Here is a 15,083-nt window from a genome sequence, read left to right as displayed (position 1 = left end):
CCCGATTAATGCGCGTATTCTTTCTTTTTCTTTTTAGCTACTAAAGACATTATTTCCACAAAACCGGAAAAACCCATGCCGAAATACAAATACCCTTTGGGAATTTCAAAATGAAATCCCTCTGCCACCAAACTGACTCCCACTAAGAGCAAGAAACTAAGAGCAAGCATTTTTATAGAAAGATGTTTTTCTATGAAACCCGCAATTGATTCTGCAGCAACTAACATCAAAACCATGGCTATACTTATAGCAATTATCATTATAATAACATTATCTGATATACCGATTGCGGTAATTACAGAATCCAGAGAAAAAACAAGATCCATAAGAACGATTTGTGCGACAACTTTTCCCATGGTCGCCAGGACCTTTTCCTCTTTTACCTCAGTGTCTTCCTCCACCAAAGCATGTATTTCCTTGGTACCCTTGAACAGCAAAAACAGCCCGCCTCCTAACAGGACAATCTCTCTTGCAGAAAACGTATTACCGAAAAGGGAAAATAAAGGCTGAGTGATTTTACTGAGAGCAAAAAGGCTCAATAACATAAGAATTCTGGTTAATAGTGCTATGGTTATACCGAGTTTTAGTGCTTTTTTTTGCTCGTGTACCGGCAATTTTGATGAAAAAATACTTATTACCACTACATTATCAACTCCCAACACAAGTTCCAGAACCGTTAACGTAAGAAGACTTGCCCAAATATTAGGATCCAGTAAAATATCCACTATTTCCTCCTGCTGTATTTATGGCATTATAATCAAAAGCCTTATATATATGCAAGGGATTGTTAATAATATTAAAAAGTAGTTGAGGTATTTAAAGGTATTTAGAGGTATTTGAGGTAGCTGAGGTATTTTAAGTGGTGCATATTACTGATGCTGTATGTATTTATAAAAAGTTGTTGCTGTGCCCATGAAAATTTTTGATCAATGATCATTTTTCATTTAAATAAGTTTAATTTCTATATTGAGGTAAGCAGATACGCATAATTTATTAGTATATAAGCCGAGAGATCTTTTTGATAAACAATATTTTTATGTACCCCATCCTATTCAAGCACCGAGCATATAAAAACTGATGTGCTAAGTACTCGGTTGAGAGGGGGTATTTTTTTAATTAGATCAAATATATCTGCGTATCTGTTTAGTATGAGCAGGTGAGCGGAGAGATTTCTTACATGTGGCATAAGATATTAAAAATAGTTATGCAAACATGTTTTATATTCACAAACTCTCAAGCTCACCCTGCTAACAACCTCTAAATTACCTCAACTACTTCTATTACTTTAGGTTGGATTCTGATGTTGACTTCAGGTATAAGTAGTCGGATATATGAGTCCAGTCACGCACTTTATCCAGATAAGCCCTTTTAGACTTCATAATTTTTTTGAACATCGGAGATTCTTTCTCATAACTGGCAACCAAACTGTCATAAGCAGTCTTCATTTCTTTAAGCACTTCTTCGGGAAATACTTTCACCTTAATATCAGGATACTTTTCTTTCATCTGCTGCCACGCTTCGGCGTTCATTTCATAGCTTTGAATATACATATCGTACGCCGCTGTTTTCATAGCTATTTTGAGTATCTTTTTATATTTTTCAGGCAATTTATTGTATTCCTTTTCATTTATGAGAAATTCCACTTCAGAACCCGGCTCATGCCAGCCTGTATAATAATATTTGGCAATTTTATGAAAACCCATGTTTATGTCCATACCGGGGCCTGTCCATTCAACAGCATCAACTGTGCCCCTTTCAAGTGCTGTGTAAAGCTCACCTGGAGGTATATTGGTAACCGTAACACCAAGTTTGGACATAATCTGACCGGCAAATCCGGGAATACGCATTTTCAGCCCCTGTAGATCCTTCAGAGAATTGATTTTCTTGGTAAACCATCCGCCCATCTGATTTCCCGTGTTACCACCGGGGAAAGCCAGCATTCCATGCTTAGCGTAAGCTTCCTGCATAAGCTCAACTCCGCCTCCGTAATAAAACCATGCATACTGTTCCGGAGCAGTCATACCGAAAGGCATGGTAGTAAGGGGCAGAAAAGCAATATTTTTGCCCTTATAATAATATGAAGCGGTGTGCCCCATTTCATACTGACCGAGTTTTACCATATCAAAAATACCGAAAGGGGCTTTATGCACATTGGAAGCATCAATATTAATTACAAAATTACCGTCACTGAGTTCCTTAACAATTTCCGCCATATGCTCCGCAGTATCAGAAAGCGGATGCAGTGTTGGTCCCCAGGTCATTGCCAGTTTCCATCGAACTTTTTTCTCCGCTGTAAACCCTGCAGAAGCAACAAGCAAGATAATAAGCATAGAGTACAACAATTTTTTCATCATTCCCATAAAATCCTCCAAAAACATTTTTATTACTATATTATAATTATTATATTTTTCAAACAAAAAGTCTTGCCAAACTCTCAAAATTTAAAAAGCCGTGATGTGAAAAATTCAAGGTTAAGGTTCAATGTTCAATGCCCAATTAACCAATATACGAATATACCACTCAACAAAGCACTACTTTCTATCTCTCTATCTCCCCACTTCTCCATTTCCCCATTTCACTATTTCACTCTTTACATCAGCAACGTCTATCCGGAGCTCAGAAAAAACAGTTGAGGATAAAATGCCAAAATCAGCAGTACAATAACCTGGATTGTAATAAACGGTACCACCCCTCTGTATATATGAACGGTTCTGACAGAAGGCGGAGAAACCCCTTTCAGGTAGAACAGGCTGAATCCAAAAGGAGGTGTCAAAAACGACGTCTGAAGATTCATTGCAATCAATATTGCAAACCATAACGGATTCAATCCGATATGATCAGCCACAGGAAGAAGAATTGGAACAATAATATATGAAATTTCAATGAAATCGATGAAAAAGCCGAGAATTAATATAGCTATCATTGAAAAAATAATGAACCCGTATTTCTCACCGGGAAGCTGAAGCAGCACATCCCTGACAATAGCATCTCCGCCCGTATAGACAAAAACCATTGAAAATGCAGTAGCGCCGATAAGGATTGTATAGACCATTACTGTAATTTTAACCGTTTCAAGAGCTGTCTGCTTAACCATTCCGTAAGAAAACTGTCTGTAAAGCAATGCCAGTATGACTGCTCCGAAACAACCCACCGCTGCAGATTCAGTCGGAGTTGCAATGCCTGCAAAGATAGAGCCTAAAACAAGGACGATGAGTATCAACGGCGGAAGAATATCAATGAGCGCTTTAATAATCTGCTGAATTTTGTTGCCTCTGTTTTCAAGAACAATGGGAGGTGCCACCTCTTTTTTAAAAAAAGAGATAACAATTATGTAAACAAGATAAGATCCCACCAGCCATAATCCGGGGATGAAAGCAGCTTTAAACACATCTCCCACAGGAAGCTGGAAAACATCTCCGAGAATAATCAGAACTATTGAAGGCGGAATAATTTGGCCCAATGTGCCGGCAGCACATATTGTACCCGTAGAAAGTTCTTTATTATAATTGTACTTAAGCATTACAGGAAGGGAAATTATTCCCATTGCAACAACACTGGCACCGACAACTCCGGTGGAAGCTGCAAGCAGTGCACCCACTAAGACCGTACTGATAGCCATACCGCCCCGCATATTTCCAAAAAGTGAGCCCATAGACTCCAGCAGCCTTTCAGCCAAGTTGGATTTTTGCAGTATAAGTCCCATAAAGATAAAAAGAGGGACAGCCATCAGCAGCTTATTTGTCATTATTGCATACAAACGAAAGGGCATAAAAGAAAACATACTCATCCCTTCCTGTACCCCTTCCCAAATCGTGCCTCCGAAAGGTATAACCTCAACAAGACCATGTATTACTGCAAAAATTACAGAAACACCGCCAAATGTAAATGCAACGGGAAACCCGAATAAAAGCAGCAGCAGTGCTGCGAAAAACATAACAATACCAACCATTATAAGTTCTCCTGGATATCATCTTTTTGTGTTTTTTGAAAACCGTCACCATATCGGAAAAGGTTAATATTTTTAACAATATACCCGATACTCATAAAAGCTAATAAAAAGAAAGAAAAAGGTATCAGACTCTTTACTATCCACCTGTATGGCAGACCTCCAGGATCATTGCTTGTTTCACCGGATACAAAAGCTTCGACTACAAAACTTATGGAGCCCGAGGCAATAAGAAGTGAAAAAGTCATTATAAAAATAATCGTTCCAATGATATTTATAACCGCCCGCTTTCTATGCCCCAGCCTGTCATAAATAACATCAACCCTAACATGACCCTCTTCCATCAGAGCATAAGGTATGCCCAAAAGTATAACAACAGAGAGCAAATGCCATTCCATCTCCTGCAGCCCCACCGACCCCCAGTCAAAGAGATATCTCCCCATTGCATCAACAAAAACATTTATAACCATTAAGACTGTCGCAAAAGCTGTCAGATAACCCAGAAATTTGGAAATCATGTTAAAGAAAGATTCAATTTTTATAAGCATATTAATACACCTTAGTTTGGATTCATAAAAGTAATATACTAAAAGCAGTATTTTTTAAAGTAAAAAAGGGGCTTTTTTACAGCCCCTTTTTGAATTGTAACAATATAAACTTATTCTGTGTCAGACATGGATTTCAAATAGAGATAATCGGAGATATAAGTCCAGTCACGTGCTTTTTTCAGATAAGCTTCCTTGGACTCCATAATCTCCTTAAAAAGAGCATTCTCTTTTTTATATTTGCTTAGCAGCTCATTGTATGAAGCTTTCATTGCATTTAGTACTTCATCAGGAAACGTTTTTACTTTGATATTCGGATATTTTTCCTTCATTGTAGACCAGGCATTTGCACTCATATGGTAATTCTGAATGTACATATCGTAAGCTGCCGTTTTCATTGCCACTTTTAATATTTCTTTATATTTCTCAGGCAGCTTATCATAAGCTTTCTTATTTACAAGAAACTGCAGCTCAGTTGCAGGCTCATGCCAGCCCGTATAATAATATGGTGCAATTTTATGAAATCCCATATTTATATCCATACCGGGGCCAACCCATTCAAGAGCATCAATAGTTCCCCTCTCCAGAGAAGTATAAAGCTCACCGGGAGGAATATTGGTAACAGTAACGCCCAGCTTTGCCAAAACCTGACCGGCAAACCCCGGAATACGCATTTTTAGCCCCTTTAAATCATCCAGAGAATTGATTTCTTTGCGGAACCAACCCCCCATCTGATTTCCGGTATTACCGCCGGGAAAAGAGAGCATACCGTTTTTTTCATAAGCTTTTTGCATAAGTTCCATACCATCGCCATAATAAAACCAGGCATACTGCTCAGGAGTTGTCATCCCAAAAGGCATTGTTGTCAAAGGAAGGAATGACATATCTTTTCCTTTCCAGTAGTATGAAGCGGTGTGCCCCATTTCATACTGGTCGAGTTTTACCATATCGAATACTCCAAACGGTGACTTATGGATGTTTGAAGCATCGATTCGTATGACAAAATTGCCGCCGCTCATTGTTTCGACCATATCGGCCATATTTTCCACAGTATCAACAAACGGATGAAGCGTCGGACCCCATGTCATTGCAAGTTTCCACCTTACCCTTTTTTCCTCAGCATTGCCAAAGGGGATAAACACGGCAAACAAAAAGATAATAACGAACAGATTTCTTAATACTTTCATAAGCAACTCCTTTGTTAAATTTTCAATAACCCCACTATACTATTATTTTCTTTATTGTCAATATTTAGAAAAAAATACTTAAAAACAAAAAAGAATTTTATTAATTTTTAATTTATTTAAGTGAAACTAACCCTGTACACTCAGAATTAAATATTTAACATGATATATACGAATCTTCCAAAATTTTCGCATTTATATACGTAATCCTTGGCGCGTGATAAGTAGAGGGAGGTAGTTAGAGGTAGTTAGAGGTAGTTGAAATGGTTGAATACTTGAGACCCTGTAAACTACTGAATTTGGCATGCTATTAAAAAAGTGGGAGGGAGGCAAAAATATTTAGTATTTATTTTTTTATAATTAAATGTATTATCCCTCTAAAAAACAGGTGAAGAGATGAAAAAATCTATTTTTTTATTTATAATTTTATTGGCAGCCGGTTTAGTAAATGCAGAAGTATCAAATATTACGTATAAAAAACTTAAAAAAGAAGTAGCCGGCCATAATGGAAAAACTGTTGTCATTTTTTGGGCGACCTACTGCCCATACTGCCTCAAAGAACTTACAGCCGTCAAAAACAATTACAAGTACTTTACTGACAACGGAGTTAAGATTATCGGCATTGCAATCGATAAATCAGAAGAGACTGTCAGAGTTTTTACTGAAAAAAATAAATTCCCTTTCAAAACCTATCTTATAACAGACAGCCTTAAAGAAAAAATGAATATCAGGATGGTTCCCATAACCGCTGTTTTTGATAAAAAAGGCAGAATGGACGATATCTCACCCGGGTGTAAAACATTTCAGGATTTAAAGACAATGCTTCCCGGATAGAAAGCTCTTTACTTCACGATATTTGCAGCATCCAGAAATAAAAGACTTGTCACCTCAAAACCGTTTTCGTGAAGCTCATCAGAAGCTGACTGAACTTCATTTTCATTCCCGCTCAGCCTTATTACAATGTCCCTGAAACCTTCCGGTTTGTTTTTAAAGTAAAATGTTGCCAGGCTGATAATATTAAGATTGTGTTTCTTGATTGTTTTTGCTATCTCAGCAATTGCCCCCGGCTGGTCCTCAACAAAAATCGTAATTCGGGCACCCGCCTTTCTCATCCCCATAGCCTCAACAAAAACATCAAACACATCAACAGAGGTGATTATACCGCACAGCTCGCCATCACTATCCACAACGGGTAATCCGCCAAAACGTTTATCGCGTAATATCAGAGCGGCTCTTTCAATGGGATTTTCAGGACTAACGCTGATCACATCACTGGTCATGGCATCTTTTACCACTGACTTAGCCAAAATATTGTGCATTTCATAGATATCAAGTGTACTGGCTCTGGAAGGTGAGAATTCTTTTATATCCTTTTCAGTGATAATACCTGTAAGTTTCCCCTTTTTAAGTACGGGCAGCCTTCTGATTCTGTTTTCCCTCATCAGGTGAACGGCATCCAGAATCGTATCATCTTCGTTAACTGTAATTAAATTCGTCTGCATCCAGTCTTTTACAAACATAAATCACCTCAGCTCTGCTTTAACCTGTCTCTATTATCAATTATACCATTTTCTTCTAAATTTTTATCCATCTCTATACTTTCCAGTTTTAAACCGAATTTTTTATGAAAATCTTGTTTCAAATCACCTTCGCTTTCGATGTTTGATATCATTCTGAGAACATCCTTATTCCCTGTAGTTTCAACAACAAGTTTTCCATTAATACCGTTTTCTTCCAAAAAATTCTGAAACTGCCAGTAATGCACAAAGATACCCTTAACTTTTACCGAGCTGTCGCTTCTGCCGAAAATTCCTTTTATAAATCCCTCATCACTGCCGCAGCCACACTCCTGATTTTCTGCAATTGTCAAATCACCCGTGGCTAATCTGACAAAAGGGAGCTTGCCATTCATAAAAGTAATTACAGCTTCCCCCGTTTCCCCTAAGTCAACAGGTTGAAAATTCCCGGGCTCTAAAACTTCCAAAAAAATATCTATATCCGGATGCATATGTTTTTCTGAGCATTCAGTTGCAATCAACCCAACTTCAGCAGTTCCGTAACCCTGATATGCCTGCACTCCGTATTTTGATGCAAAGAGCTCCCTGTCTTTTTCAGTCATTTTTTCTGCAATCAGATAGGCTTTCTTCAGCCGGCTCTTATTTCCAAGGTGTTTTAATATATTAAACAAAAATGTTCTCGTACCGGTAAAAGCGGTTGCACCGGTTTTCTCAATTATTTCCGCAGCTTTTTGAGATTCTGAAGGGCCTGCAGGGATAACGGCCGCACCTAGATACCTGGCCGCTTCGTCAAACATATCCCCGGCCGGTGACATATTATAGGAAAATGCATTAAAAACGATATCGTTTTTATTAAAATCAGCTTTTGAGAGAGCCTTATAAAATCTGTAATGACTAAATTCAGCAACTTTAGAATTAAAAATCGGTCCCGGTGAGAGATATATCTTACTAACGATTTCCATGTCCACTAATCCGGCAAAAGGAGGATTTTGCTGCTGCATATGTGATAACTCGAATTTGGTGAGAGGTTTTATACTGCAAAAATCCTCATATGAGCTAATAGGGCCGTCCTTCAACCCTCTTTTCTTCAAAAACTTTATTATTTCAGGGTTTTCAATGCCGTCATTCAGAAAAGACAATAATTTTCTCAAATTTCCTAAGAAAGCCATCTTTTACGTCTCCTGTAGTGTTTTACATCTCTGAAACGCTTTCTTCCGGCTCCGGAGCCAAGATAAAATTCTTTTACATCTTCATTTTTGACAAGTTCTTCCGATGTACCTTCAAGAACTATTTTACCGTTCTCCATAATATAACCATAGTCGGATACGGCTAAAGCCATATTTGCATTTTGCTCCACCAGAAGTATGGAAGCATTCTCCTTTTCACGTAATGTTTTAATAATGTTGAAAATCTCTTTAACAAGCAGCGGACTCAAACCGAGTGAAGGCTCATCCATTAATATCAGCTTAGGCTCAGCCATGAGCGCTCTGCCTATGGCAAGCATCTGCTGTTCACCGCCGCTCATATAACCGGCTAACTGTGTTCTTCTCTCTTTTAATCTCGGGAAATATGTATATACCTTATCAATATAATCTTTTACTTTGGCTGAAGGGCTCGTGTAAGCTCCGGCAATGAGGTTTTCCTCCACATTAAGATCTTTAAAAACCCTGCGCCCCTCCATTATTTGAAAAATCCCTTTTTTAACAATCTCGGCGGCGTCCTTGTTGTCAATCCTGTCCCCCATGAAAACAATTTCACCGTCAGTTACTCTTCCATCCTCTGAATCGAGAAGACCGGACACAGCCTTAAGTGTTGTAGTCTTGCCGGCACCGTTAGAGCCCAACAGACAAACAACAGAGCCCTCCCTCACATTCAGGGAGAGCCCTTTTAAAACAAGTATTACATCATTGTAGACTACTTCGATATTATTAACGTTTAACATCAATCCGCCGATATGTAGTCTGAAACCGATTTAATTTCGCCATTTTGAATCTGATAAAGCTTAAGGGCGGTGACACCCTTATGGCTGTCTTTACTGAAACTGACAGGCGCTGTCAGCCCCATGGTTGAAAAATTCTTCATTGATTCAAGTGCAGCCTTTATATTTTCTCCTGTTAACTCCCCTTCTGTCTTCTCAAGTGCAGAAAGAAGAACATACATTGAGGAAAAACCCTGAACATAATTCACAGCTCTGTATTTAACATCCGGGTGATATTTGGCATTAAGCTCATGAAGAAATTTTATACCTTCCACATCTGTCTGATTCCACATTGCAAAAGAGTTTGTTCCATAAAAGCCATTGGCTGCCTCTCCTGCCAGTTCGATAAGTGTTTTTCCGAAAGTCCAGTTAAGTCCTATAAATTTTGTATCGAGATCCAGCTTCTGAGCATCCTTTAATATGGTTGAGGTAGCCATATATGTTTCCTGAATCAAAGCATAAGCCGGATTTTTCTTCTGCATATTCAAAAGCTGACTTGTGGCATCCAGAGCCTTCAGGCCTACAATTTCCGTATCAACAACATCCACGCCTATCTTTTTTGCATAATTTTCTGCATCCGGAAAAAATGGTGATCGGCCGAAACCTGAGTCATTATAGATAAAAGCAGCAGTGTCTTCCTCGCTGTTTTCCTTTATATATTTCAGAGCAATTCTGGCCTGATCTGAATATGTGGCACCCACGAGAAAATTGTAAGGTGCTTTATCAGGATCTGTCAAATGTTCAGAATAGGAAGCTGAAAAATAGGGTATTTTATCCCTGCTGACAAATTTAGTCAAAGCTTCGGTGTCACCCGTTCCCCAGCCGTGCACAGCTACAACGTCCTGCCTCATAAAATTCTTATAAGCCGCTATCGCCTGCGGTATTTTATAGGCATAATCCACACCTAAAAGCTCAATCTGCCTTCCATCGATCCCGTTTTTCTCCTCATTGAACCATCGCACACAGTCTCTGACACCTTCAGCGTAAGGCTTCCCTACATCAGCAGTTCCTCCGGTTAAATCAAAAAGTGCACCAATTTTAATCGGTTCAGCAAATACAGCTCCGCTGAAAATAGCTAACATTACAATTACCAGTAACAATCTTTTCATTTTGCATCCTCCATATTACTTTTTATTTATATAACCTGCAGGAGCAGTCCTGCAAACCCAGTCTTAATGGGAATAAGGCCATAGTTTCCAGTAAGCCTTTATCAGATTCCATCTTTTTGCCAGCCCTTCCGGCTCCAGAAGCAGAAACAGTATTATCACGATACCAAATGCACCCTCCCTGATTGCTGCAAAAGCACTGGTTACCGCCGGATAGATTTGAGACAGATTATCGGCTGCAAATCTTAAAAATTCAGGAAGTAAGGTTATAAAAACCGCTCCGAAAATACTGCCCAGCAAACTTCCCAGTCCACCTATAATAACCATTGAAAGATACTGGATTGAAACCCCTATGGTAAAATGCTCGGGAGTAATTATCGTAAGATAAAAAAGCCACAATGCCCCTGCAACCCCTGCATAAAAGGAGCTGATTCCAAAAGAAATGATTTTGTATTTAAAAACATTTACTCCCATGGCTTCCGCAGCGATATAATTATCTCTGATACTGAGAAAAATCCTTCCCGTTTTTGTTCTGATAAGGTTCTTAGCGGCCAAAAGCATTATTATTGTAAAGATCAACCCCACAAAATAAAAACTGAAATCACTGTTTATACTTACTCCGAAAACTGAAGGAAAATTCACAAAAGCTCCTGAAACCCCACCGGTTATAAATTCCGCCCTCACAAAGAAAAACTGGAGGATAAATTGGGCTGCCAGTGTCGCTATTGAAAGATACAAACCTTTCAGCCTCAAAGAAGGAATACCGAAAAACATTCCCACAGCTGCAGTAACAAGTCCTGCAAGAGGTATTACAATCAGAAAATTCAAATCAGTATTGTTAAAAATATACGCAGCTGCATAAGCACCCACTCCGATGAAAGCACCGTGACCAAGGGATATAAGACCGGTAAAACCCGTTAGTATGTTGAGGCCGGCTGCGCCTATAATGGCAATAAAAATGGTATTACAAAGATAAAGGTAATAGGTATTTGCAAAAAAAGGAAAAATAAAAGTCAGCACTATAAAAGAATAAATCATAATCAGCGAAAATTTCGTTTGAAAGATTGCCGCATCTTTTATATAGCTGGTTTTAAAATTCCCACAATTTGTATAATTCATACTTTCTCCACGTCAGCCGTACCAAATAAACCGTAAGGTCTGATCATCATCACGAGAATCATCACCACAAAAGGAAAAACGTCCTTCGCACCGCCGCCTATCAACGGATCTATATAACCACCCGCAAGATTTTCCAGCACTCCGATTATGAGCCCGGCAATAATTGCGCCGCCTATGCTGTCCAGCCCGCCCAAAATAACAACGGGGAATACCATAAGTCCGAAATGTGACAGACTTGTGTTAATCCCGTTAATATTACCGAGAAAAACACCGCCTACAGTGGAAACAATTGCTGCAATCGCCCAGGAAAGAGCAAAAATCCTTTTCACATTTATGCCCATGGAAAGTGCAGCCTGCTGATCACTTGCAACAGCTCTCATGGCCACTCCAACCCTTGTTTTTTTAAAAAAAACTGTAAACAAAAGGAGAAAAACCGCTACAGCAACAATTGAAGCCAGATATACATAACTTATTTGTAAATCCATCACAGCTATGGGCTCTTCCGGAAAAATCTGTGGAAATGTCCGGGTACTTGTTCCCCAAAAAAGCTGAACCACTGATTTCAATACTGATGATAAACCTATTGTAAGCATAATGATTGATATAATTGGTTCGCCTATCATTTTTCTTAAAAATATTTTTTCTATCAGAAATCCGAAAAAAAACATAAAAATAAGGGTTAATAAAAAAGAAAAAATAAAAGGAACTTTATAGCCAACGGTAAATTGAAGGCAGATATACGCCCCCACCAGCAGTAATTCCCCCTGAGCAAAATTGACAACACCGGTGGCTTTATAGATTAAGGTAAAACCGAGGGCAAGAAGTGAATATATACTGCCTATCACAATTCCAGTAATTACAAGTTGAAGAAAAAAATCCATCATTTCACCATATTGTAAATTTTCATCGTGGTATGTATACGCTTTTCCCTTTCGTCCTGAAGCCTGATCACGGCATCAATGGTAATTTCATTCTTTTCACCGTATAAGGCTTCCACGATTTCCCTGTATCTCTCCTCCACAAACCCCCTTCTGACCTTTCTCGTTCTTGTCAGCTCCCCGTCGTCGGCATCCAGCTCTTTGTAAAGAAGGACAAAGCGTTTTATTTTCATATTATCTTTCAACTGGCGGTTCACCTCCGCCACTTCTTTCGCAATAAGTTCGTAAACCTCATTTTTCGAGGAGAGATCAGTATAGGTCGTATATGAAATTTTATTTTCCTCAGCCCATTTACTGACTATATCCATGTCAATATTTATAATCATTGCTATAAAGTCGCGGTTGTTGCCGAAAGTCACGGCTTCCTTTACATAAGGGCTGAATTTTATTTTATTTTCCAGAAACTGAGGAGAAAACATCGTTCCGTCATTCAGGTGCATTATATCTTTTTTTCTGTCCAGAACCACAAGCTTGCCGTTCTCATCAAAATACCCTGCATCCCCGGAATAAAGCCATCCGTCTTTAAGTGTCTCATCGGTGGCTTTTTGATCCTTGTAATACCCTGCAAAGACTGCATCACTTCTTGATATAATCTCACCGTCTTCCAGGATTTTTATTTCCGTTCCTTCTATAGGTTTGCCAACAGAGGTAAAATCAACATCATCCTGTCTGTGTATGCACGAAATACCTGAAATTTCAGTCTGACCGTAAATCTGCTTCAGGTTAATCCCAAGTGCATGAAAAAATTTGAACGTATCCGGCCCCAATGCAGCCCCGCCTGTTATTGCGCTTCTTAAAAAAGAAAAACCCATCCGCTCCTTCAATTTTCTGAAAACAGCCAGGTAAGCAAGCCTGTATTTGATTTTTAACCAAACCGGTGGCTCCACCCTGTCAAATCTACACTCGGCGTATTTATAGCCTACTGGAAGGCATTTATTGTACACAAAACGTTTAAACCTGCTTGTATCCATTATTTTAACCTGAACATTTGAAGCAAGGTTTTCCCACACCCTTGGCGGAGAAAATATCAGGTTCGGGCCTATCTCTTTCATATCATTCTGGACTGTATCATGGCTTTCAGGAAAGTTTACCTTGAATCCAAAAATTAAAGCACTTGCAACACACATCATCTGCTCACCTATCCATGGAAGCGGGAGAAATGAAACAAATTCGTCATCTTCTTGCTTGGGGTCTGCTTTACCCAGACTGCGGGACATGAAAATCATATTTTTGTGGGTAAGCATAGCTAGTTTCGGAAAGCCTGTGGTGCCTGAAGTGGTACACATAACAGCCACATCATTTTCATCTATTTCGTTTATTTTTGACTCGCAATACTTCTCGAATCCGCCCTCTTTAAAATATCCATTGTTAAAAATATCAGCGTAATACACCAGAGATGGGTCACTATATTGATACATTCCTTTGTCATCGTAATATATGACACACTTAATATCATTCCCCTCTTCGCTTTCCTCCAGAATATCCAGGATTTTATCCACCTGCTCCTGGTCTTCTGCAATCACAATTTTAACTTCCGCTTTTTGCAGAATATATTTAACCTCTGAAATTACCGAATCCTGATAAATCCCGATCGGTATAACACCGAGAAGCTGTGCTGCCATCTCACACACTACCCACTCAGGTTTATTATCCCCAACCACTGCAATGGTATCGCCTTTTTTTAGCCCCTGTTCTTCAAAAAAAACGGCAATCACACATACATTTTTCAAATAATCCGACCATGTGAAACTTTGCCAAATACCCAGATCTTTCTCCCTGAAGGCTGTTTTATCAGGATTTTTCTTAAAATTACTATAGAGATATGCAGGGAGAGTATTTAAATCCATTTTTCCTCACCCAGATATGCGGAAAGCACCCTCTCGTCATTAGCCACATCAGAAGGCAGACCTTCGCAAATTTTTTCTCCGAAATCTATAGCCAGTATTCTTGAAGAAATATCCATAACGACATTCATATCGTGTTCAATCAATACTATTGTAGTGTCTCTTTCTTCGTTAATATCAATAATATACCTTGCCATGTCCTCGGTTTCTTCCGTGTTCATGCCGGCCATAGGCTCATCCAGAAGCAGCAGTTCCGGCTCCAGTGCCAAAGCTCTGGCAAGCTCAACCCTTTTCTGAAGACCGTAAGAAAGTTCAAAAACATGTTTCTTCCTGATTCCTGACAGATCCAGAAAGTCAATTATCTCTTCAACTTTTTCCCTGTGTCTGACTTCCTCTTTTAAAGGTTTGCCAAAATAAAAAATTGAAGAAAATATCCCGTAATTCATCAGGCTGTGGCGGGAAAGCATCAGATTATCCAAAACAGTCATCCCTTTGAACAGCTCGAGATTTTGGAATGTTCTGACCACACCTTTTGCAGGCCTTTTATAAACAGGCATTTTTGTGATATCAGCCCCTTTTAGAAAAATGCTCCCTCTTTCCGGAAAGTATATACCTGTGATTGTATTTAAAATACTTGTCTTGCCGGCACCATTGGGGCCTATTATTGAAAAGACATCACCTTTGTTTACATTAAACGACACACCGGCTACGGCCATTATACCGCCGAAGCTCAGATAGATATTCTTAACTGTAAGTAAACTTTCTTTATTCATCATTATATAACCTTGTTATAATTAAGTACTTTTATAGTAACTCATGAGTTAAAAGTCAACTAATATTTTCAGTCAAATTGAAAATAGTTTAATAATTTCAAAACAAATTCTCATTTATCTCTTAACACTTAAA

General features: G+C 38.8%; 14 protein-coding genes. 1 reads left to right on the top strand and 13 read right to left on the bottom strand.

Going from position 1 to position 15,083, the window contains the following annotated elements; genetic code table 11:
• Window positions 1–5: 5 nt before the first annotated feature.
• The 5 genes from UMU13_RS08345 to UMU13_RS08325 form a co-directional block, all read right to left on the bottom strand.
• The gene (locus UMU13_RS08345) at window positions 6–725 is read right to left on the bottom strand and encodes a TerC family protein (RefSeq protein ID WP_328218391.1); all 720 of its coding nucleotides are present in this window, start codon (window positions 723–725) and stop codon (window positions 6–8) included.
• Between the two features lie 555 nt (window positions 726–1,280).
• Window positions 1,281–2,378, bottom strand: coding sequence for a TRAP transporter substrate-binding protein (locus UMU13_RS08340; RefSeq protein ID WP_328218390.1), 1,098 nt, complete (start codon window positions 2,376–2,378; stop codon window positions 1,281–1,283).
• A 227-nt stretch (window positions 2,379–2,605) separates the two neighbouring features.
• The gene (locus UMU13_RS08335) at window positions 2,606–3,949 is read right to left on the bottom strand and encodes a TRAP transporter large permease (protein ID WP_328218389.1); all 1,344 of its coding nucleotides are present in this window, start codon (window positions 3,947–3,949) and stop codon (window positions 2,606–2,608) included.
• Window positions 3,949–4,494 (bottom strand): TRAP transporter small permease subunit, encoded by a 546-nt coding sequence (locus tag UMU13_RS08330; RefSeq protein ID WP_328218388.1) that lies wholly within the window; start codon window positions 4,492–4,494, stop codon window positions 3,949–3,951. The genes UMU13_RS08335 and UMU13_RS08330 overlap by 1 nt, the downstream gene beginning before the upstream one ends.
• 110 nt (window positions 4,495–4,604) lie before the next feature.
• Entirely contained in the window at window positions 4,605–5,678 is a 1,074-nt protein-coding gene (locus UMU13_RS08325) for a TRAP transporter substrate-binding protein (protein ID WP_328218387.1), read from the bottom strand.
• Window positions 5,679–6,071: 393 nt separating this feature from the next.
• Between UMU13_RS08325 and UMU13_RS08320 the strand changes: the two genes are divergently transcribed.
• Window positions 6,072–6,509, top strand: coding sequence for a TlpA family protein disulfide reductase (locus UMU13_RS08320; protein ID WP_328218386.1), 438 nt, complete (start codon window positions 6,072–6,074; stop codon window positions 6,507–6,509).
• Window positions 6,510–6,517: 8 nt separating this feature from the next.
• Here UMU13_RS08320 and UMU13_RS08315 read toward each other — a convergent pair whose 3' ends face one another.
• The 8 genes from UMU13_RS08315 to UMU13_RS08280 all read right to left on the bottom strand — a co-directional run bounded on the left by UMU13_RS08315 (window position 6,518) and on the right by UMU13_RS08280 (window position 14,953).
• Entirely contained in the window at window positions 6,518–7,195 is a 678-nt protein-coding gene (locus tag UMU13_RS08315; protein ID WP_328218385.1) for a CBS and ACT domain-containing protein, read from the bottom strand.
• Between the two features lie 8 nt (window positions 7,196–7,203).
• Window positions 7,204–8,361 carry a phenylacetate--CoA ligase family protein gene (locus tag UMU13_RS08310; RefSeq protein WP_328218384.1) on the bottom strand — a complete coding sequence of 386 codons (1,158 nt, stop codon included), beginning with the start codon at window positions 8,359–8,361 and terminating at the stop codon, window positions 7,204–7,206.
• Window positions 8,349–9,134: an ABC transporter ATP-binding protein gene (locus tag UMU13_RS08305; protein WP_328218383.1), complete on the bottom strand. Its 786-nt coding sequence runs from the start codon at window positions 9,132–9,134 to the stop codon at window positions 8,349–8,351. The genes UMU13_RS08310 and UMU13_RS08305 overlap by 13 nt, the downstream gene beginning before the upstream one ends.
• Window positions 9,134–10,279, bottom strand: a complete 1,146-nt coding sequence (locus tag UMU13_RS08300; RefSeq protein ID WP_328218381.1) for an ABC transporter substrate-binding protein — start codon at window positions 10,277–10,279, stop codon at window positions 9,134–9,136. Before UMU13_RS08300 ends, UMU13_RS08305 begins: the two co-directional genes overlap by 1 nt.
• A gap of 63 nt (window positions 10,280–10,342) precedes the next feature.
• Window positions 10,343–11,395 (bottom strand): branched-chain amino acid ABC transporter permease, encoded by a 1,053-nt coding sequence (locus UMU13_RS08295; RefSeq protein WP_328218379.1) that lies wholly within the window; start codon window positions 11,393–11,395, stop codon window positions 10,343–10,345.
• Window positions 11,392–12,276, bottom strand: coding sequence for a branched-chain amino acid ABC transporter permease (locus UMU13_RS08290; protein ID WP_442902144.1), 885 nt, complete (start codon window positions 12,274–12,276; stop codon window positions 11,392–11,394). The genes UMU13_RS08295 and UMU13_RS08290 overlap by 4 nt, the downstream gene beginning before the upstream one ends.
• Window positions 12,276–14,180 carry an AMP-binding protein gene (locus UMU13_RS08285; protein WP_328218375.1) on the bottom strand — a complete coding sequence of 635 codons (1,905 nt, stop codon included), beginning with the start codon at window positions 14,178–14,180 and terminating at the stop codon, window positions 12,276–12,278. The genes UMU13_RS08290 and UMU13_RS08285 overlap by 1 nt, the downstream gene beginning before the upstream one ends.
• Window positions 14,171–14,953 carry an ABC transporter ATP-binding protein gene (locus UMU13_RS08280; RefSeq protein ID WP_328218373.1) on the bottom strand — a complete coding sequence of 261 codons (783 nt, stop codon included), beginning with the start codon at window positions 14,951–14,953 and terminating at the stop codon, window positions 14,171–14,173. The genes UMU13_RS08285 and UMU13_RS08280 overlap by 10 nt, the downstream gene beginning before the upstream one ends.
• Window positions 14,954–15,083 lie beyond the last annotated feature (130 nt).

It is taken from the genome of Flexistipes sp., assembly GCF_036172515.1.
Classification (GTDB): domain Bacteria; phylum Chrysiogenota; class Deferribacteres; order Deferribacterales; family Flexistipitaceae; genus Flexistipes.
This window is presented reverse-complemented; position numbering and strand designations above follow the sequence as displayed.